Origin of the sequence: Selenomonas sp. oral taxon 478, from assembly GCF_001189555.1 — a bacterium.
Taxonomy (GTDB): domain Bacteria; phylum Bacillota; class Negativicutes; order Selenomonadales; family Selenomonadaceae; genus Centipeda; species Centipeda felix.
In genome coordinates this window covers 1,448,547-1,468,695 of sequence record NZ_CP012071.1, presented here as the reverse complement: position 1 = coordinate 1,468,695, position 20,149 = coordinate 1,448,547, and the positions used below count along the sequence as shown (strand labels likewise).

At 61.1% G+C, this 20,149-nt stretch carries 17 protein-coding genes and 1 pseudogene; 1 reads left to right on the top strand and 17 read right to left on the bottom strand.

All coding sequences use genetic code 11. The annotated features are described in order from the left end of the window. Positions 1–90 precede the first annotated feature (90 nt). The 16 genes from ADJ74_RS06875 to pckA all read right to left on the bottom strand — a co-directional run bounded on the left by ADJ74_RS06875 (position 91) and on the right by pckA (position 18,348). Entirely contained in the window at positions 91–462 is a 372-nt protein-coding gene (locus tag ADJ74_RS06875) for a small basic family protein (protein WP_009442976.1), read from the bottom strand. Beyond that, a complete protein-coding gene (locus ADJ74_RS06870) occupies positions 459–1,160 on the bottom strand; it encodes a DUF881 domain-containing protein (RefSeq protein WP_050342975.1) in 702 nt (233 codons plus the stop codon). The genes ADJ74_RS06875 and ADJ74_RS06870 overlap by 4 nt, the downstream gene beginning before the upstream one ends. After that, a complete protein-coding gene (locus ADJ74_RS06865; protein WP_009442978.1) occupies positions 1,161–1,889 on the bottom strand; it encodes a cell division protein FtsQ/DivIB in 729 nt (242 codons plus the stop codon). Next, positions 1,886–4,234, bottom strand: coding sequence for a UDP-N-acetylmuramate--L-alanine ligase (gene murC, locus ADJ74_RS06860; RefSeq protein WP_050344236.1), 2,349 nt, complete (start codon positions 4,232–4,234; stop codon positions 1,886–1,888). Before murC ends, ADJ74_RS06865 begins: the two co-directional genes overlap by 4 nt. Before the next feature lie 5 nt (positions 4,235–4,239). Next, positions 4,240–5,355, bottom strand: a complete 1,116-nt coding sequence (murG, locus tag ADJ74_RS06855) for an undecaprenyldiphospho-muramoylpentapeptide beta-N-acetylglucosaminyltransferase (protein WP_050342973.1) — start codon at positions 5,353–5,355, stop codon at positions 4,240–4,242. Continuing rightward, positions 5,352–6,734, bottom strand: coding sequence for a UDP-N-acetylmuramoyl-L-alanine--D-glutamate ligase (gene murD / locus ADJ74_RS06850; RefSeq protein WP_050342971.1), 1,383 nt, complete (start codon positions 6,732–6,734; stop codon positions 5,352–5,354). Before murD ends, murG begins: the two co-directional genes overlap by 4 nt. 52 nt (positions 6,735–6,786) lie before the next feature. After that, entirely contained in the window at positions 6,787–7,773 is a 987-nt protein-coding gene (mraY, locus tag ADJ74_RS06845; RefSeq protein WP_009442982.1) for a phospho-N-acetylmuramoyl-pentapeptide-transferase, read from the bottom strand. Then, entirely contained in the window at positions 7,773–9,179 is a 1,407-nt protein-coding gene (gene murF / locus ADJ74_RS06840) for a UDP-N-acetylmuramoyl-tripeptide--D-alanyl-D-alanine ligase (RefSeq protein WP_050342968.1), read from the bottom strand. The genes mraY and murF overlap by 1 nt, the downstream gene beginning before the upstream one ends. Continuing rightward, positions 9,176–10,666 carry a UDP-N-acetylmuramoyl-L-alanyl-D-glutamate--2,6-diaminopimelate ligase gene (locus ADJ74_RS06835; RefSeq protein ID WP_050342965.1) on the bottom strand — a complete coding sequence of 497 codons (1,491 nt, stop codon included), beginning with the start codon at positions 10,664–10,666 and terminating at the stop codon, positions 9,176–9,178. The genes murF and ADJ74_RS06835 overlap by 4 nt, the downstream gene beginning before the upstream one ends. A gap of 6 nt (positions 10,667–10,672) precedes the next feature. Continuing rightward, a complete protein-coding gene (locus tag ADJ74_RS06830; RefSeq protein WP_009442985.1) occupies positions 10,673–11,041 on the bottom strand; it encodes a cell division protein FtsL in 369 nt (122 codons plus the stop codon). 12 nt (positions 11,042–11,053) lie between these two features. Next, positions 11,054–11,995: a 16S rRNA (cytosine(1402)-N(4))-methyltransferase RsmH gene (gene rsmH / locus ADJ74_RS06825; protein ID WP_050342963.1), complete on the bottom strand. Its 942-nt coding sequence runs from the start codon at positions 11,993–11,995 to the stop codon at positions 11,054–11,056. After that, positions 11,992–12,435, bottom strand: coding sequence for a division/cell wall cluster transcriptional repressor MraZ (gene mraZ / locus ADJ74_RS06820; protein WP_009442987.1), 444 nt, complete (start codon positions 12,433–12,435; stop codon positions 11,992–11,994). The genes rsmH and mraZ overlap by 4 nt, the downstream gene beginning before the upstream one ends. 254 nt (positions 12,436–12,689) lie before the next feature. Then, positions 12,690–13,721: an aspartate-semialdehyde dehydrogenase gene (locus ADJ74_RS06815; protein WP_050342960.1), complete on the bottom strand. Its 1,032-nt coding sequence runs from the start codon at positions 13,719–13,721 to the stop codon at positions 12,690–12,692. Between the two features lie 10 nt (positions 13,722–13,731). Continuing rightward, a complete protein-coding gene (gene dapB / locus ADJ74_RS06810) occupies positions 13,732–14,520 on the bottom strand; it encodes a 4-hydroxy-tetrahydrodipicolinate reductase (protein WP_050342958.1) in 789 nt (262 codons plus the stop codon). A 70-nt stretch (positions 14,521–14,590) separates the two neighbouring features. After that, positions 14,591–16,711 carry an ATP-dependent DNA helicase RecG gene (recG, locus tag ADJ74_RS06805; protein ID WP_157040598.1) on the bottom strand — a complete coding sequence of 707 codons (2,121 nt, stop codon included), beginning with the start codon at positions 16,709–16,711 and terminating at the stop codon, positions 14,591–14,593. A 17-nt stretch (positions 16,712–16,728) separates the two neighbouring features. Further along, complete coding sequence (pckA, locus tag ADJ74_RS06800) at positions 16,729–18,348, bottom strand: phosphoenolpyruvate carboxykinase (ATP) (protein WP_039981059.1); 1,620 nt, start codon at positions 18,346–18,348, stop codon at positions 16,729–16,731. Positions 18,349–18,510: 162 nt separating this feature from the next. Between pckA and ADJ74_RS11570 the strand changes: the two are divergent. Next, positions 18,511–18,642, top strand: a pseudogene (locus tag ADJ74_RS11570) (secretion protein HlyD); the annotation flags it as partial. On the opposite strand, the gene thrC reads toward ADJ74_RS11570, so the two are convergent. Further along, positions 18,642–20,135, bottom strand: a complete 1,494-nt coding sequence (gene thrC / locus ADJ74_RS06795; protein WP_172664520.1) for a threonine synthase — start codon at positions 20,133–20,135, stop codon at positions 18,642–18,644. The pseudogene ADJ74_RS11570 and the gene thrC sit on opposite strands and share 1 nt — an antisense overlap. Positions 20,136–20,149: the final 14 nt, after the last annotated feature.

Here is a 20,149-nt window from a genome sequence, read left to right as displayed (position 1 = left end):
GTATTTCTCCTCGTATATTTTACCATGAAATCCGCTACATTTCTATAGTGTAGAAAAATTTTTGCAAACCGATGTGAATGCGCTCTGCATTCATGGATTGCGCAGCATGGACTTGTGTCCGCCGCCGCGATAGTCGCGCAGGAGATAGCGGCGCAGCATGGCGAGGTTCTTGAACATGCGGAAGCCAAACGCAAGCAGGGCGACGTAGTACAGGTCGATGCCGAGGCGGTCGCCGATAAAAACGAGTGCCGCCGCGAGCAGGGTGTTCGAGAAGAATCCCGTCACAAAGACACGCTTATCGAACCGCTCGGAGACGACGGCGCGCAGTCCGCCGAAGGCAGCGTCGAGGGCGGCGACGAGGGCGACGGAGAAGATCTTCGAATACGCAACGGGAATGACAAGCGGGCTGCTGTAGCCGATCACGAGCCCGAGGAGAACGCTGACGATGACGATGTAGATCATTTGCTTTCCTCCTCACGCTCTGCCGCCTCACGGGCATAGGACTGCCGTATGCTGCCGCGGTACGGTGGGATATAGACATCGTCGCTCGCCTTGATGTCGAGCTGGATGCCCCAGACGCCGAGTGTCTCCGCCACGCCGCCGCGCATGCGCAGAGCATTTTCAAGAGACTTCTTATCGCCGATGGCGCGGATCTCAAACGGTGCGGACGAGCGCACATTGTTCACGGAGAGGGTCGGCCCCGCACAGCGGATTTCGGAGGTCCCCGTCAGGCGCTGTCCATTGATGGCGATGGCCTCTGCGCCTGCGGCGCGCAGCTCGTTGACGACGCGCAGAAGGTCGTCGTCATGGATGACATAGAGATTCGGGTTCTCCCCCGCCTTGACGGGCTTCGTGCTGTCGTCCATGCGCACGACCACGCCCTCGCCCTCAAGTGGCACAAGTGCCGCGCGATAGCGCAGGAGATCCTTATCCTGCTGATTGTCCGTACTCACCGCCGCCGTCTGCATTTTGTGCAGTTCCTCACTCAGCTCGTCGCGCTCGTGCTCGGTCTGGAGCAGGCGGTCGGAGATCTCCTCGATGCGCTGCTGAGAGAGGCTCCCCTTCGCGTCCTGTGCCGTACGAAACTGTACGGCGACCATAAATCCAATCAATACACAGACGAGGGCGATGAGCCACCCGCCGCGCCGGAATTGTTCCATTTATTTTCCCTCTGCTGTTTTGTCTGCCAGCTTGATGAACGGCGCATCATAGCTGAAATCCACATACTCAACGGTATGCCGTGTGGTTTTCTGGTCGCGCAGGAAGTCCTGTGTCAGTGCCGCCTTGTCCGGGATCCCCGTCAGCTGCCCGAGGCGGATGGGGAGCGCCGTCTTGGTATAGGCGACGACGGCGTCCGGATTTCTGAGGCTGACCTCCGAGATCTCGCCGATGTCTGCGGGGTCGATGCGCGCGAGGAAGCTGATCGCCTGTGCGACCTGCGGGTCGTTGTTGTCGTCGCCGATGTAGAGGTCGCGCAGCTTGACACCTGTGATGATTGGGATGTCCGCGCCCTTGAGCGAGCGATAGCTCGCAATCACCTTGCCCTGTCGGTCAAAGTCGAGATAGCCGTAGTCACAGGCGACCGTCGCGACGGGAATGCGCTCGACGATGTCCATCTCGATCTTGTGCGGCAGCTGGCGGCGGACGACGGCGGACTCGATGCGCAGGTCGCGCAGGAGGTTTGTCGTCATCTCGTCGGTCTTTAGCTCAAAGAGCCGCTGCCCGTAGTGGATCCGTGCGATCTCACAGAGCTCATTCTCATCGAGATGCACGTTTCCATGGACGACGAGCTGCTGAAAGGTGAAGAGCGGCGAGTACACGAGGACGGCAATGATGCCGCTCGCACACAGGAGGTAGAACGCCCCGCGCAGGATGCGACGAGAGCTCATCGCCGATACCCCGCCAACGCGAGGATCCTTTCGCACAGCTCGGGGAACTCGATGCCGAGCGCACGCGCCGCATCTGGGACAAGCGAGGTCTCTGTCATGCCCGGTACGGCGTTCAGCTCAATGACGTAGGGACGATTCTCTGCGCTCAGCAGGAGATCAACGCGCGCGAGACCGCTGCAGCCACAGGCGGCGTACGCACGGCGTGCCAGTTGCTCGACTTCGCTGCGGCACGCATCGGAGAGCGGTGCCGGGACGATATGTGTCGATGCCCCCGGGGTATACTTACTGTCGTAGTCATAGCGCCCCGAAACAGACCGGATCTCGATGACGGGCATGACCTCTGCCGCGGCTGGAGTACCCCAGACAGCGACGGTCAGCTCTCGCCCCTCGATGAACTCCTCGACGAGCACCTCATCCCCGTAGGAGAACGCCGCATCGAGCGCTGGCGAGAGCTCCTCGTCCCGCGTGACGATGTAGACGCCGATGCTCGACCCCTGCTCCGGTGCCTTGACGACGAGCGGCAGGGAGAATGCAGTCCGTATCTCACGCGGCGTATCCGCCGTGCGCTCGCTCGCATAGAAGCTCATGCAGCGTGGCGTTGGGATGTCCTCGGCCGCCAGTACGCGCTTTGCCATGATTTTATCCATAGTCAGCGCGGCGGCGCGCACACCCGAGCCCGTATACGGAATGCCGAGCATGTCGAGCGTGCCCTGCAGGATGCCGTCCTCGCCGTATTTTCCATGAAGGGCGTTGAACACAATCGCGGGATGGAGTGCCTGAATCTCCTCGGCGAAGGTCGCGGGGTTCAGCTCCATGCCGACGGCGGGATAGCCCTTGGCGCAGAGTGCCTGCAGGATGGCAGCACCCGAGCGGCGCGAGACCTCTGCCTCGGAGGAGGGGCCGCCCATGACGACGACGATCGGATGCGCATCCGACTCCGCGATACCTGCCGTCCCCGCTGTTCCTGCGCGCAGCTGCGCGACGAGTGTCTCACCGACCTCGAGGATGTTGCCCGCGCCCATCGTGATGACGAGGTCGCCCGCACGCACCTGCTGGGCGAGATAGCGTTCGAGATCCGCACGGTCCGGCAGGTAGACAACGTCCTGTCCCGTCTGACGCACGACTTCCTCCATCACGGTCTCACCGCTGATGCCCGGAATCGGTGTCTCTCCTGCCGCATAGACATCCGTGATCAGAAGCAGGTCGGCATCCGCAAAGCATTTTCCAAACTCCGCGCGCAGGAGCTGTGTCCGCGAGTAGCGATGCGGCTGAAAGACGCAGATAAGCCGCTCGGGGTTCGTCTGCCGTGCTGCCGCAAGGGTGACGGCGATCTCCGTCGGATGATGCGCATAGTCGTCCACGACCCAGACGCCGCGCTCCTTTCCCTTCGTCTGGAAGCGACGCTTCGCACCGTGGAACTGGGCGAGTGCGTCACAAATCGCAGGGAACTCCACACCCGCGAGGCGCGCAACGGCGATACAGGCGAGTGCGTTGAGGACGTTGTGGCGCCCCGGAATATTGAGCAGCACGCGCCCCATCTCCGTCCCGTGCTCATGAACGGTAAACGAGATCACAGAGCCACGCGTCTCGATGTCCGATGCACGATAGTCCGCCTCATAGTCAATGGCATAGGAAACGACACAGCGCTTTGTCTCACGCGCAATATTCCTCAGATTTGCATTTTCAAAGCAGAGCACCGCCGCACCGTCCGTATCCACCTGCTCGATGAACTGACGGAACGCCGCGATGATCTTCTCCATCGTGCCGTAGTGATCCATGTGGTCGTCCTCGACGTTGGTCACAACGGCGATATGCGGGCGCAGCTTGAGGAAGGAGCCGTCGCTCTCATCCGCCTCCGAGACGAGGTAGCGGCTCGTGCCGAGCTTCGCATTCGTCCCGAGGTCGGGCACCTCACCGCCGACGATGATGGTCGGCGATGCGCCGACGTGATCGAGAGTCACACCGATCATGGAGGTCGTCGTCGTCTTGCCGTGCGAGCCCGCGACGGCGATACCGTCGTACTCGTTGACGAGTGCCGCATTGATGTCCGAACGATGGAGCTTGGGGATGCGCAGATCCCATGCCGCAATCACCTCAGGATTATCGTACGGGATCGCCGTGGAGACGACAATGGCATCTGCTCCGCGCACGTGTTCCGCATGCTGACCATCCGTCCACACATGCGCACCGAGACGGGCAAGCTCGCCGATGAGCGGAGAGTCGCCCGTGTCCGAGCCGGATACCGTGTAGCCGAGCTGGAGGAGGATCTTTGCCAAGGGGCTCATCCCCGCCCCGCCGATTCCAACAAAATGAATCTTCTGAATCCCCTTCAATTCCTTGAGCAACGCCTTCACCCTTCTCTTTTCCCGATACGCAGCGCGAGTGCTGCAATTTCCTCCGCCGCCTCTGGTTTTCCGAGGCGTTTCATTGCCGCCGCCATCGCATCCCTGCGTGCGTCGTCTGCCAGCAGGCGATCGAGCGCCGCTGCAAGCACTGTGCCGTCGAGGCTGCGGTTGAGGATCACCTCAGCTGCGCCCGCCGTCTCCATGGCGCGTGCATTCTTCTCCTGATGATTCTCCGCCGCATACGGATACGGGATGAGGATCGCGGGCACCCCCCGTGCCGCGAGTTCCGCCAGCCCTGTCGCCCCCGCACGAAAGACGGCAACATCCGCCATCGCCATCGCCTGCGGCATATTGTAGAGATACGGCACAACGCGCAGATGTGGATACTGCGATACATCGACGCCCGCATCGCGGATGCGCGCGCACGTGTCCTCGTACTCCTCCGCACCCGTGACGTGGAGGTACTGCACCTCTGTCTGCTGCGCCGCGCGGCAGATCACCTCGACCATGGCACGGTTGATCGTGCGTGCCCCACGGCTGCCGCCCGAGACGAGCACTGTTTTCTTCGAGGCGTCAAAACCAAACGCCGCCGCACCCTCCGCCCGCGTCGCCGTGAGCACCTCGGGGCGGATGGGATTGCCCGTGACGTAGGTCTTTTCCGCCGGAAAGACGCGCCGCGCATCCTCCATCCCGACGGCGATCGCCGTCGCAAAACGGGAGAGGATGCGGTTCGTCACGCCCGCCACGGCGTTCTGCTCCTGCACGAGCGTCGGGACGCCTGCGAGACTCGCCGCGAGGAGAATTGGCCCCGCGACATAGCCGCCCGTCCCGATGGCGATATCGGGATGAAAGCCGTGCACGATGCCGCGCGCCCGCGCAACGGCACGCACAGCACGCCATGCCCGCAGCACATTCTCGAACGAGAGATGCCGCTCGAAGCCTGCGAGATCAACGGCGATGAAGTTCAGCCCCTCGCGCGGCACGATGTCCGCCTCCAAGCCGTGCGGCGTACCGACGTAGAGGATGCGTGCCGACGGCTCACGCCGCTGGATCGCGCGGATAATCGTGAGTGCAGGGTAGATGTGACCGCCCGTGCCGCCGCCCGATACGATGATGTTCATAGTTCGTTCACAAGCCTCTTGAAATCGCGCCCGCGCTCCTCGTAGCCGCCATACATATCAAAGCTCGCACAGGCAGGCGAGAGGAGGACGATCTGCCCCTCCACTGCGAGCTCGCGCGCCAAATGCACGGCCTTCTCCATGTGATAGCCGACACAGTGGATCTGTTCCTCCGGAATGCCCGCATCCCGTGCCGCCGCCGCAAACCGCTCTGCCGCATCACCGACGAGGATCAGCTCATCGACGCGCGCGTGCACAAGCTCCATAAACTCCCCCAGATCGGTCAGCTTGTCGTCGCCGCCCGCGATGAGGATGATGTGTCCGTCGAACGCCTCAAGTGCCTTGATCGCGGAGTCCGTATTCGTCGCCTTCGAGTCGTTGTAGTAGCTGACCCCCGCGAGTGCGCGCACAAACTCGATGCGGTGCTCAACGCCCTTGAAGGCGCGCAGAACGGGGCGCATTTCCGCGGGCGTCACTCCGGCAAAGAGCGCCATCGCCGACGCCGCGAGTACGTTTTCCACGTTATGCGCACCGGGGATGCCCAGTTCATCGGCGGGAATCAGGACGTGCTCCGCACCGTCCCAGCGAATGACGATCATGCCGTCCGCACGGACGCACGCCCCCTCCGCCAGTTCCTCCCTGCGGCTGAACAGGCAGACGCGCCCCGCCGCGCGCTCTGCCATGCCGCGCGTGTGCGGATCATCGGCGTTCAGTACGAGATAGTCCTCCGCCGTCTGCGCGGCGAAGAGCTTTTCCTTCATCGCCTGATAGACCTCCATCGAGCCATGGCGCACGATGTGATCCGGCGTGATGTTCAGCTCCGCGACAATGTGTGCATGAAAATGCGTGGTCGCTTCCATCTGATAGCTTGAGATCTCAGCGGCAATTGCTCCCTCGGCTGGCGTCTTCTGTGCCACGTCGATGAGTGGAACGCCGATGTTGCCGCCCACGCCGACCACAGGAAAATGCGCGTGCAGAAGCTCGCCGAGCAGGGTCGTCGTCGTCGTCTTGCCGTTCGTCCCCGTGATGGCGCAGATCGGCGCACGGGCGATCTCGCCCGCCAGCTCCACCTCGGTCGTGACGCGGATGCCGCGCGCGCGCGCCGCCTGTACGAGGGGGATGCGCTCGGGCACGGCAGGGGAAAGGACGAGGAGATCCACCCCGCCGAGCAGTTCTTCCCTTTGTGCACCAAAGACGCAGGTGATGCCCTGCGCCCTTAAATCCTCAATATGCTGCTGGGTGAGCGGATCGCGTTCGGCGTCCGTCTCGTCCTTTGCGTCCGAGAGCACCACCCGTGCGCCCTGAGCCGCCAGATACTTTGCCGCCGCAAATCCACTGATACCCGCGCCGATGACGAGTGCCGACTGATTATGATAGGACAATTCCCGATATCTCCCTTGGTAAATCATTCAAAAGTTTGCGTAGCGCAGAGCGCTACGACACGAGCACAAGTACCCACGCGAGCAATGCGCCGAGGGCACCAACGCCCCAGAACGTATAGACCACGCGTGTTTCGCGCCAGCCGCCGAGCTCGAAGTGATGATGAATCGGGCTCATGCGGAAGATCCGCTTGCCGCGCGTCTTGAACGATGCGACCTGCAGGATGACGGAGAGTGCCTCACAGACGAAGATGATGCCCACGATGGGCAGGAGTGCCTCCGTCCGCGAGAGAATCGCTATGCCTGCAAGCGCACCGCCGAGGGCGAGCGAGCCCGTGTCGCCCATAAAGATGCGTGCCGGATGATGATTATACCATAAAAAGCCGACGCATGCACCTATTATTGCGGCGGAAAACGCCATCAGGCTGCTGTCCGTCCCATAGAGGAGCATTGCATAAAAGAGTGCGGCGACCGCCACGGTTCCCGCCGCCAGACCATCGAGACCATCCGTCAGGTTGACTGCGTTCGACGTGCCCACGAGGACGAAGACGACGAGGACGTAGTACCATGCGCCGATATCGAGCGACGTTCCGAGGACGGGCACCCAGACGCTCGTATCATGCCCGAGGAGATGTCGCCCAATGAGGATGGTGACAAGGGCGATACCGAGCTGTCCGAGCAGCTTCTGATAGGCGCGCAGCCCGAGGTTGCGCTTCTTGACCACCTTGATGTAGTCGTCCGCAAAGCCGAGCAGGAAATGCCCGAGAAAGATGAAGAGCGCGAGCAGCGTCGTCACCGTGAGCGGTGCGAAGAGCAGCGTTGCCGCGGTCACGGCGAGCACGATCATCACGCCGCCCATCGTCGGCGTGCCGCTCTTCTGCTGATGGCTCGCGGGCCCCTCCTCGCGGATGCTCTGCCCGTATTTCAGGCGGTGCAGGAGCGGCAGAAAATACACACCGCTGAAGAGCACGATGGCGAGTGCCGTCACAGCGGACAGCAGGAGACGCAGCTGTGGGCTCAGGGATTCGAGGAGGGCTTCCATCAGTGCGCTCCCTCCCCCGTCAATGCAGCGATGATCTGCTCCATGCGCATCCCGCGCGAGCCCTTAAAGAGGACGGTGTCGCCGTCCATGAGATGGCTGCGCAGATAGGCCGCCGCATCGGCATGGGAGGCGGCATGATAACAGGCCGGGCAGCCTGCCGCCTCTGCTGCCTCATGCGTCCACTGCGCCTGTTTGCCATAGGTCACGACCATGGCAAACCCCAGCTCCGCCGCCCGTCTGCCCACGTCACGATGTGCCTTCTCCGCCGCTGCGCCGAGCTCGAGCATATCCCCGAGCACGGCAATGCGCCGCCCGGGGTAGAGTGCCGCTGTCGTCTCAAGTGACGCGCGCATCGAGGAGGGGCTGGCGTTGTAGGCGTCGTTGATCAGTGTCCACGCGCCGACCTGATGCACCTCATAGCGCATCTTCTCCGCCGTGAGGTGGGTCAGTCCCACCTGCATCTCCTGTGGCGTCATGCCGAGGACAAAGCCCGCCGCGAGCGCCGCCAGCGCGTTGCTGACATTATGCCGTCCCGGCAGAGGAATGGCGTATTCATGACGCTCGCCGTCCCATGTCACCATGAAGCGCGAGCCGTCTGCCATGCACTGCAGTGCCTCGGCACGCACATCCGCAGCAGCGGAAATGCCATACGTCATGACGCGCACCCCATCCGCCGCACTGCTGCGCATTGCCGCGACACGTGGGTCGTCAGCGTTGAGGATCACTGTGCCGCCGGCGGGAATCGCCGTCACCAGCTCCGCCTTTGCCTTGGCAATGTTCTCGATCGAGCCGAGGAGCTCCATGTGCACCTCGCATACATTCGTTACAATGCCGATCGAGGGTGCGGTGATCGGCGCGAGCGCTGCGATCTGCCCCATCCCACGCATCCCGATCTCAACGACCGCCGCCGTATCCTCCGGCGTGATGCCGAGCAGGGTCAGCGGCAGGCCGACCTCATTGTTGTAGTTTGCCGCCGTACGGCAGACCTTGCCGCGCCCCGAGAGCACCGCCGCCGTGAGATCCTTCGTCGTAGTCTTGCCGTTCGAGCCCGTAATCGCAACGACGGGGATGTCGAACTTCACGCGCCATGCGTGCGCGATGTCCTGATAGGCGCGGAGCGTATCCTCTGCCACGAGGACGCCGCCGCGCGCCGTATCGAGCGCCGTCAGTGCGGCCGCAGGTGTCTTCTGATCGACGAGAACCGCCGCTGCACCGCGTTCAAGTGCCTCTGCCGCAAACGCCGTGCCGTCAAAGTGCTCCCCACGCAGCGCGACAAAGAGATCGCCCGCCACGACCTTGCGCGTGTCCGTCGTAATGGGCAGAACCGTATCCCCTGCGACGCCCCCACGACGAACAGACGCCCCCGTCGCCGTGCAAATCTCGTCCCATGTCAGTCCGTTTCTCATGCCCTGCTCCTTATCGCCTCACGCGCCTGCTCTCGGTCGTCGAAGTGAATCGTTCCGTCCTTTAGAATCTGATAGGTCTCATGTCCCTTGCCGAGGATGACAACCGTATCCCCCGCCTGTGCGCGCCCTATGGCATGGAAGATCGCCGTACGGCGGTCCACGATCTTTTCGTACGGTTTATCCCCAATCACAGGGAGCACGCCGCGCTCCACCTCATCCACAATCGCGGCGGGATCTTCCGTGCGCGGATTGTCCGAGGTCAGAATGGCGATATCCGCCATCTCCGCACCGATACGTCCCATGATGGGGCGTTTCGTCCGATCACGGTCGCCGCCGCAGCCAAAGACGGCGATGATGTGCCCCTTCGTCACCGCGCGTGCCGTGCGCAGGACGTTCTCCATCCCGTCCGGTGTATGCGCATAGTCCACGATCACAGCGAAATCCTGCCCCTCGCGCACGAGCTCAAACCGTCCCGGCACACCCGTAAACGCCGTGAGTGCGGCGGCAATATCCGTCGCTGCCACTTGCTCGGCGAGGCTCGCACCGACGGCAGCGAGCACATTGTGCACGTTGAACAGCCCCGTGATACCCGTATGCAGGTGAAAGAGGCGTTTCCCGCCATGCATCAGCGTCAGCTCCATGCCGTCGCACGCGAGCTGCACATCCTGTGCCGTCAGATCGGCCGGATGGTCAACGCCATAGGTGATGATCGGGCAGCGCGTATAGGCGCGCATCGTCTCGGATGCCGCATCGTCAGCGTTCAACACTGCCGTCTTGCCCTCCTTCGCACCGGGGGCGGACACGAGCTCAAAGAGATGCGCCTTGGCGCGCGCATAGTTCTCCATGGTTTTATGGAAGTCAAGATGATCTTGCGTCAGATTCGTAAAGACCGCCGTATCGAACTCAATTCCTGCCACGCGCCCGAGTGCAAGCGCATGAGAGGATACCTCCATGACGACCGTATCCATGCCGCGCGTGCGCATTTCGGCAAGCATCTGCTGAAGCACGATGATGTCAGGCGTCGTATTCGACGTCGGCAGTACCTCGTCCTCGATCATCGCCTGGATCGTCCCGATCAGCCCGACACGATGCCCCGCGTGGCGCAGGATGGCGCGCACGAGATAGCTCGTCGTCGTCTTACCGTTCGTCCCCGTGATGCCGACGACACGCATGGCACACGCCGGGTAATCATAGAAGAACGGGACGATCGTGTCCAACGCCTTCTCCAAATTCGGCACGTAGAGGACGGCGACCCCTACGGGAACATCCACCGAGGCCCGCTCTGTCAAAACAGCGCGGGCTCCTGCCCGCGCCACATCCGGTATGAAGCTGTGTGCGTCGACGTGCGCGCCGACGATGCAGGCAAAGAGTGTGCCCTCCCTCGCCCTGCGCGAATCACGCTCAATGGACGTAATCTCCGTCTGCGCATCCCCCACGATGCGCGCTCCCGGCAGGAGTGCGGCGAGTTCCTCCAAACGCTTCGTCATAGAACCTCATTCCCCTTCATGCGAAAAATACGTATTGCGCGGCACGCGCATTCCGAGCCGGTCGACAGCAATCGACTCGATGCGCGACGGCGATTTCAGCTGAGCGATCTCGATCTTGAGCCGCTCGTTCTCCTGCTCCAGTTGGTCTGCTTTCTGGCGCGTCTCGAGGAGGGTGTAGCCGCTCTGTGCACCGATGCCGCCGAGCAGCGTCACCACCATGGCGCCGAATGCGATGAGGAAGAAAATGGCGCGCAGGCAGTTCCGCAGATTCGTATTCAGTTCATGACGAATCAGCGGTTCCTTCGGGGGCTCCATCATCTCCGTCGGAGCCGACGCGGGCTCATGACTGAGATACTCTTCTTTCTGCGCCAACATGTGCGCTCCCTCCTATCGCTTGATCTTTTCTGCCACACGCAGCTTTGCACTGCGCGCGCGCGTATTCACACGGCACTCGGCGGCACTCGCCGCACGCGCCTTACCGATGAGCCGCACCTCGGGCGTATGCCCGCAGACACAGATCGGCGTATGCGGCGGACAGATGCAGCCCTGTGCCAGCCGCCGCAGTGTATTCTTTACGATGCGATCCTCGAGGGAGTGAAAGGTGATGACCGCGAGCCGTCCCCCTATCCTCAGGGCATCTACGGCAGCTGTCAGCGCCCCCTCCAAAATCCCGAGTTCATCGTTGACCTCAATGCGGAGTGCCTGAAACACTCGCTTGGCGGGATGTCCGCCGCGCGCGCGCACCTCCTTCGGTACAGCGCGGTCAATCACGGCAACGAGGTCTCCTGTCGTCGTGATGGGATGCGTCTGGCGCTCCTTTTCAATAAAGGAAGCAATGCGCTTTGCCCAGCGTTCCTCTCCATAGGTGTAGAAAATCTCCGTGAGCCGCTCCGCCGTATAGGTATTGACCACATCGTACGCACTGCGCCGCGCTCTCTGATCCATGCGCATATCGAGCGGTGCGTCCTGCATATAGGAGAAGCCGCGCTCCGGCGTATCGATCTGCGGCGACGACACGCCGAGGTCAAAGAGCGCGCCGTCCACGGAGGAAACGCCCTCTGCCGCGAGGATCGCGGTGAGATGGCGAAAGTTATCCCGCACGAGGGAGACCTGACAGCGGACATCCGCCAGCCGCTCACGCGCGGCGGCAATCGCCGTCTCGTCCTGATCGATGCCGATCAGGCGGCCCTGCTCCGACAGCTGCGCGGCAATACGCTGTGCATGCCCCGCGCCGCCGAGCGTCGCATCCACATAGATGCCGCCGGGGACGACGTTCAGCGCGGCCACTGCCTCCTCCGGCAGGACGCTCACATGGTGAAATTCTGTCATATCGTAATCCCGTAGCCCGCCAGCTGCGTCGAGATCTCCGTGATGTTCGGATCGACCTCACCTGCATATCGTGCCCACTTCTCCTTCGCCCAGACCTCGATGCGCGTATCCGCGCCCGTGAGGATCACATCCTGCTTCAGCCCGATGTCCGCATAGTCACGCAGATTGGCAGGCACGAGGAAGCGCCCCTGTTTATCACATTCGAGCGTCCGCGCCCCCGCGATAAAAAAGCGCACAAAAGCGCGGGCATTCGGATCGGCAATCGAGAGCGTCCGCAGCTTCGCCGTGAACTCATCCCACGCTGCCTGAGGAAAGAGAAACAGGCTGCCGTCAAGGCCCTTGGTGATGATGAACGAGACTCCGAGTTCCTGTCGAAAATCGGCAGGCAGGATGACGCGGCCCTTGGCATCAATGCTGTGGGTATACTCCCCCATGAACATCCAGCCGCACCACCTTTCAGGATTCTATCGCCACTATATGACACAATTCACCACAATTCACCACTTTTATCTACAGTTATAGCAAAAACGAGCATTTTTTTCAAGAAAACACACATTCGGTTTTCTTGGTATACAATGGATGAAATCTTCTGTAAGCCCTAATATACAAGACTTTCTTTCCATTTCTCGGAGATGAGACAAACATAAAAAAGGACTTACCTCCTACTGGAAGCAAGTCCTTTTTATGCTGTCGTTCAAACGAGATCGTGTGCGATCATGTACTCTGCGATCTGGAGTGCATTGAGTGCCGCGCCCTTGCGGATCTGGTCGCCGCAGATCCAGAAGTTCAGCGTATTCTCCTGCGACTCATCGTAACGCAGACGGCCGATCTCCACATCATACTTGTTCGAGGTGAAGAGCGGCATCGGATACTCCTGCTCTGCGGGGTTGTCGCGCAGGATGATGCCCGGAAACGCCGCAATCGCCGCACGCGCCGCCTCAAGCGTCACCTTGTCCTCAAACTCGACGTTGACGGACTCGGCGTGGCTGCGGTAGACGGGTACGCGCACCGTCGTCGCCGTGATGCGCATACGGTCGTCGCTCATGATCTTCTTTGTCTCGTCGATCATCTTCATTTCCTCTTTGGTGTAGAGGTTGTCCTTGAAGACGTCGATCTGCGGGATGAGGTTGAACGCGATCTGATAATGCTTCGGCAGTTTGCCGACGGGCAGAACCTTTGCCACGGGCTCTTTGCCGGAGGCGAGGGCTGCCACCTGCTCCTCGAGCTCCGCCATGCCCTCCTTGCCCGCACCGGAGACCGCCTGATAGGTCGACACGACGATGCGGCGGATCTTCGCGATATCGTAGAGCGGCTTCAGCGCCATGACCATGATGATGGTCGAGCAGTTCGGGTTCGCGATGATGCCCTTATGCGCCTTGATGGCCTCGGGGTTGACCTCGGGAACGACGAGCGGCACCTCCGGGTCCATGCGGAAGGCACTCGAGTTGTCGATGACGATCGCCCCTGCCTTGACGGCGTGGGGAGCAAACTCCTTGCTTGCCGCACCGCCCGCAAAGAGCGCGATGTCAATTCCCTCAAAGGAGTCCGGCGTCGTCTCCTGCACCGTGTACTCCTTGCCCATAAACGCGATTTTCTTCCCTGCGGAGCGGCTGGACGCGAGCAGCCGCAGCTCCGAGAACGGGAACTTTCGCTCCTCGATGAGTGTCAGGAATTCCTGTCCGACCGCGCCCGTTGCGCCGAGTATTGCGACACGATATTTCTTCATATTCTTCCCCTTACAGCAGCTTATCCAATCCGACCGTGAGCGACGTGAGTGAGCGCACCTTCTTCGCGGCGAGCACGACGCCCGGCATGAACGACTCACGGTTGATCGAGTCGTGGCGGATCGTGAGGGTCTGCCCGAGCCCGCCGAAGATGACCTCCTGATGTGCGACATAGCCCGGCAGGCGTACGCTGTGGATGTGCATGCCCTCAAAGTCCGCGCCGCGCGCACCGTCGAGCGTCTCCTTCTCGCAAGGATGCCCCTGCTCATGCGCCTCGCGCATCTCGGCGATCATCTCCGCCGTCCGCACGGCTGTGCCTGAGGGTGCATCGAGCTTGTTGTCGTGGTGCAGTTCGATGATCTCCACCTCGGGCATGTATTTCGCCGCCATGCGGCTCATCAGCATCATCAGCACCGCGCCGATGGCAAAGTTCGGTGCGATAAACGCCGGCGTATCATTCTTCTCTGCCGCCGCCTTGATCTCCCGCTGCTGCTCCTCCGAGATGCCCGTCGTCCCAACCACGGGTGACACTTTATGCGTGAGTGCCAGCAGCACATTCTGATAGACGACATCGGGGCGTGTGAAGTCGATCATCACGTCCGGATGCAGGCGGTCGAGTGCTGCCGCGAGGTCGGTCTCCACGAGCACGCCGTTCTTCGTCAGCCCTGCGAGTTCGCCGCTGTCGCCGCACGCATTGATGTCCACCGCACCGACAAGCGTCAGCTCCGGATCCTCGATCACGGCTTTCAGCACTGCGCGTCCCATGCGTCCGCAGGCACCATTGACCAAAACATTTGTCAAGGCAATCCCCTCCTATGTTATCATCTGTCCTATTCTATCGCAGAGAATCCACCGCTGTCAAGGAATACACTCATACCTCCCGTATGTGCTCAAACTGCTCGCGATACTGCTGCAGGAGTGCCGGACGGACAAAATCGAGTGCCGCAGGATCATCGACGGTTGCCAGTGCGGCACGCCGCGCGAGGAGAAGCAAATCCATGTCAGCGAGCACGTCGGCGATCTTCAAATCGCCCAGCCCATGCTGCATCGCCCCGAAGAACTGCCCCGGGCCACGCAGCCGCAGATCCTCCTCCGCCAGACGAAAGCCGTCGCTCGTCTCCTCAATCACGCGCAGCCGCTCCGCCCCTGCTACCTGCCGTCCCGCAATGAGGATGCAGTAGGACGCATCACTGCCGCGCCCCACACGGCCACGCAGCTGATGCAGCTGTGCCAGCCCGAACCGCTCCGCGTGCTCGACCACGAGAACCGTCGCGTTCGGCACATTAACGCCCACCTCGATCACGGTCGTCGCCACGAGCAGCTTGATCTCCCCTGCGTAGAAGCCGCGCATCACCGCCTCCTTATCTGCTGCCTTCAGGCGTCCATGGACAAGCCCGCAGCGGATGCCGCAAAAAGAGCCGCGTGAGAGTTCCGCGTAAACCTCCTCTGCCGACGGCAGATCGCTCTCCTCGTTTGCCTCGATGAGGGGACAGACGACATACGCCTGCCGCCCACGCTCGATCTCGCGGCGGACGAAGGCGTAGATCTTCGCCCGCGCCGTCTCATCGCGCAGGAATGTACGGATGGGCTGTCGTCCCGGCGGCAGATGCTCGATGCGCGAGACATCCAGATCGCCGTAGACCGTCAGCGTCATCGTCCGCGGGATTGGCGTCGCCGTCATGACGAGGACATCGGGCACGACGCCGCTCTTTTTTTCGAGCGCGGAGCGCTGTGCCACGCCGAAACGATGCTGCTCATCCGTCACCACGAGTCCGAGGCTGTCAAACGCCACCCCTTCCTGAATCAGCGCGTGCGTTCCGATGATGATGTCGATCTCATGTGCGGCGAGAGCGGACAGCACCTCCGTATGCTCCTTCTTTGTGAGCCGCCCCGAGAGGAAGCCCACGCGGATGCCGAGCGGCGTCAGGAGCTCCCGCAGGCCGTCATAGTGCTGGCGCGCAAGAATCTCCGTCGGTGCCATCAGCGCGCCCTGACAGCCGCTCTCCACTGTCTTGACGAGGGCAAGGAGCGCAATCGCCGTCTTGCCCGAGCCAACGTCCCCCTGTACGAGGCGGCGCATGGGCAGCGGAGCCTCCATATCGCGCGAGATCTCCGCCCAGACCTTCTCCTGATCCTCGGTCAGGGCAAAGGGAAGCGCATCGCGTACACGCGCAATGAGCGCACCGTTCGCCCGGTGGGCAATCCCCTCCTCGTGCTCCGCCGTCTGTTTTTTGAGCACGAGCAGCCCGCACTGGATGAGGTAGAGCTCCTCAAAGGCGAGCCGCCGCCGTGCCGCTGCGAGCTCCTCCGTATCCTTTGGAAAGTGAATCTGACGAAATGCCGCTGCGCGCCCAATCAGATGATACTCCGCCCGAATCTGCTCCGGCAGAGTCTCCATCAGCGCCTCGCCCGCATGTGCGAGCACATCCGCCGTCATCTGCCGCAGCTGTTTCTGGGTCAGACCCTCCGTCGCCGCATAGACCGGCAGAATACCGAGATGCGCCGTGGCGTCCTCCTGCGATCCGAGCAAAGCAAAGGATGTGACGGGCGAGAATGCCATCTGCCCGCCTCCGCCATAGGCATAATCCACCTTCCCCGTGAGGAGAATGCGCTGTCCTGCGCGCAGCTTACCTTTCAAAAAGCGCTGATTGAACCAGACCGCCTGCGCATACCCTGTCCCATCACCAACGAGGGCCGTAAGGACGGTAAAGCCGCGTCGCCGCGTCTGCCGCTCCACCACCTGCTGAATCACGCCTTGCACGGTCGCGCGCGTCCCTGCCGCGAGCTCCATGATGCACGTGATGCGGCTCTGATCCTCATAGGCACGCGGATAGAACGTTAGGAGGTCGTACACCGTCCGTACGCCGAGCCGCGCCAAGAGAGCCGCCTTCTTGACGCCGACGCCGCGCACGGCATTCACACTGTCCGTCAGATTCACGCGCTTCCTCCATTCTTTCAAAAAAGGCTGCCGCATTTCTGCGGCAGCCTCCATTTATATCTAAGAAATCATCAGAGCTGAGGGCCTGCGGCGACAAGCGCATCTGCGTCCTCGTTGCCTGCATACTTACCAAAGTTCTTGATGAAGCGTGCGGCCAGATCCTTTGCCTTCTCATCCCACTCCACGCGGCTTGCATAGGTGTCGCGCGGGTCGAGAATCTTCGGATCGACGCCCGGCAGCTCCGTCGGGATCTCGAAGTCGAAGTACGGGAGCTTCTTCGTCGGCGCACTGTCAATCGCACCGTTCTGGATTGCGTGGATGATGCCGCGCGTATCCTGAATGGAGATGCGCTTGCCCGTACCGTTCCACCCCGTATTGACGAGGTAAGCACACGAGCCGTGCTCCTGCATCTTGCGGACGAGCTCATGCGCATACTTTGCCGGATGGAGTTCGAGGAACGCCTGTCCAAAGCACGCGGAGAACGTCGGGGTCGGCTCGGTGATGCCGCGCTCCGTGCCCGCGAGTTTCGACGTGAAGCCCGAGAGGAAGTAGTACTTCGTCTGCTCCGGCGTCAGGATCGAGACGGGCGGCAGCACGCCGAATGCGTCGGCAGAGAGGAAGATAACGTGCTTTGCATGAGGACCCGCTGACTTCTTCGCGACCTTGCCCAGCACGATGTGCTCGATGTGATCAATCGGATAGGAGACGCGCGTATTCTCGGTCACGGTCTTATCCGCAAAGTCCACATGTCCAGCGAGATCAACCGTCACATTCTCAAGAAGAGCGTTGCGGCGGATGGCGTTGTAGATGTCCGGCTCTGCCTTGGGATCAAGGTTGATGACCTTTGCATAGCAGCCACCCTCATAGTTGAAGATTCCCTCATCATCCCAGCCATGCTCATCATCGCCAATCAGCAGGCACTCGGGATCCGTCGAGAGCGTCGTCTTGCCTGTACCGGAGAGGCCGAAGAACAGCGTCGTATTCTCGCCATTCATATCCGTATTTGCCGAGCAGTGCATGGAGGCGATGCCCTTCAGCGGGAGATAGTAGTTCATCATCGAGAACATACCCTTTTTCATCTCGCCGCCATACCACGTATTGACGATGATCTGCTCACGGCTCGTGAGGTTGAACATGACCGCCGTCTCGGAGTTCAGGCCAAGATCGCCGAAGTGCATGACGCGCGCCTTTGCCGCATTGTAGACCACGAAATCGGGCTTGAAGTTCTCGAGCTCCTCTGCCGTCGGACGAATGAACATATTCGTCACGAAATGCGCCTGCCAAGGCACTTCGACGATGAAGCGGACGGCCATGCGGGTATTTTCGTTGGCACCACAGAACGCATCAACAACGAAAAGGCGCTTGTTGCAGAGTTCGCGGATGGCAATTTCACGAACAGAGTTCCACGCTTTCTGTGAGGCGCGATGGTTGTCGTTCTTGTAGGCGTCGGATGTCCACCACACTGTATCGTGCGATGTCTCGTCATCCACGATGTATTTGTCCTTCGGCGAACGTCCCGTATAGATGCCCGTCATGACGTTGACGGCATCCTTCATATTCGTGACCTGTCCGCGCTCATAGCCCTCGAGATCAGGGCGCAGTTCCTCGCGGAACAGCTGATCGTAGTCTGGATTGTGGACAATCTCCGTCGTCCCCGTGATACCATATTGTGTCAGATCAATTGTTGCCATAGTTACCTCTTCCTTCCAAAAGATTGGCGTCATGGATGCGGGATGAGTGATTTTTTCTCTCATCTCACACTCTGTCACAATTCTACATAAATACGAAAAACCCTCTTTTATTGTGAAAAAATTCCGCGATTCAAGGAATCGCTGATAAAACAGTCCCTTGGATTGGTGCAGATTTTTTGTCCTGTCAAGAAGACAAACCGGACGCATAGCCAAAGCTATGTGGAGGATTCTAGGGCACAGACAGGGCGAAAAAGATGTACTAAAACGGCGGTGCTGAGTTTATCAGTGCTTCCTCAAACGCTACGTGCAAAGTCCAGCACGGCGTCGCGCATCCCGTCCTTTTCGCAGACCTCCTCATGACGGACAGGTGCTGTACGAAGTGCGGCAAGGCGCGGCGGAATCGGCATACCGCTGCGCTCATGCAGGCACTCCATCTGAGCGAAGTCATCCCGTGTCTCTACATCCGCACCGATCGCATGCAGGACACTCGTGCCGAATTTATATGGGCTTGCGGTGGAGAGCACGATCATCGGGCGCAGATCGCCCGTCTCACGGCGATAGCTCTCTGCCGTACGATAGGCAACCGCTGTGTGCGGGTCAAGTGTATACTGCGTATGCTCGTAGATCTGACGTATCTCCTCTGTCGTCTCTCCATCGTCTGCAAATCCCGCCCAGAAATTCTCGCGAAGTGCAGGAAGAATCATGCTCGCGTCGTACACACCCTCCTCCGCAAGCGACCTCATCCATGCATCGACCTGTGCCGTATCCTCCGTCAGATGATAGAGCAGGCGCTCGAGATTGCTCGATATGAGGATGTCCATCGACGGCGACATCGTCTGATGGAACTCGCGCCTTCGATCATAGATGCCTGTCTGCAGGAAGTCCGTGAGCACATTGTTCTCGTTGGATGCACAGACGAGTTTGCCCACGGGCAGTCCCATGCGCTTTGCATAGTAACCTGCGAGGATGTTGCCGAAGTTCCCCGTCGGCACGGTGAAGTTCACAGCGTCGCCTGCCTGAATCTTCTGCGCCGCGAGGAGATCGGCGTAGGCGCTAAAGTAGTAGACGATCTGCGGCACGAGCCGCCCCCAGTTGATAGAATTCGCTGAGGAGAGCTTGGTATGGGCGGCGGCGAGCTCCGCTGCCATCGCCGCATCGCCGAAGATCTCCTTCACGCCGCGCTGGGCATCGTCAAAGTTGCCGCGCACGGCCATGACGCGGACATTGTCTCCCGCCTGCGTCACCATCTGAAGTCGCTGGATGGGGCTGACGCCGCCGTCGGGGTAGAACACCATGATGCGGATTCCCTCGGCATCAGCAAAACCTTCGAGTGCCGCCTTGCCCGTATCGCCCGAGGTGGCGACAAGGATGAGAATCGTGTCCTTCTCCCCCTGCTTCACGCGCGCCGTGCTCATCAGCTGCGGGAGAAGCTGGAGTGCCATGTCCTTGAAGGCGCTCGTCGGGCCATGCCAGAGTTCGAGCACCTCGAGATCACCGACCGACGTCACAGGGGCACGGCGCACATCGTCAAACGTCTGCCCATAGGCGCGGCGCACGCAGCCCTCGATTTCCTTCTCCGTATAGTCTGTCAAAAAAAGGCGCAGGATGTGTACGGCACGCTCCTCGTATGAGAGGCTCGCCAGTTCCTCGATGGCGGAAAGCGGCATCTGCGGGAATGACGCAGGCACAAACAGCCCGCCGTCCGAGGCAAGCCCCTTGAGAATCGCCGCAGCAGAGGAAACACGCTCCGCGCCTCCGCGCGTACTGAAGTAATCCATTGTATACATCCTTTCATTTGGGC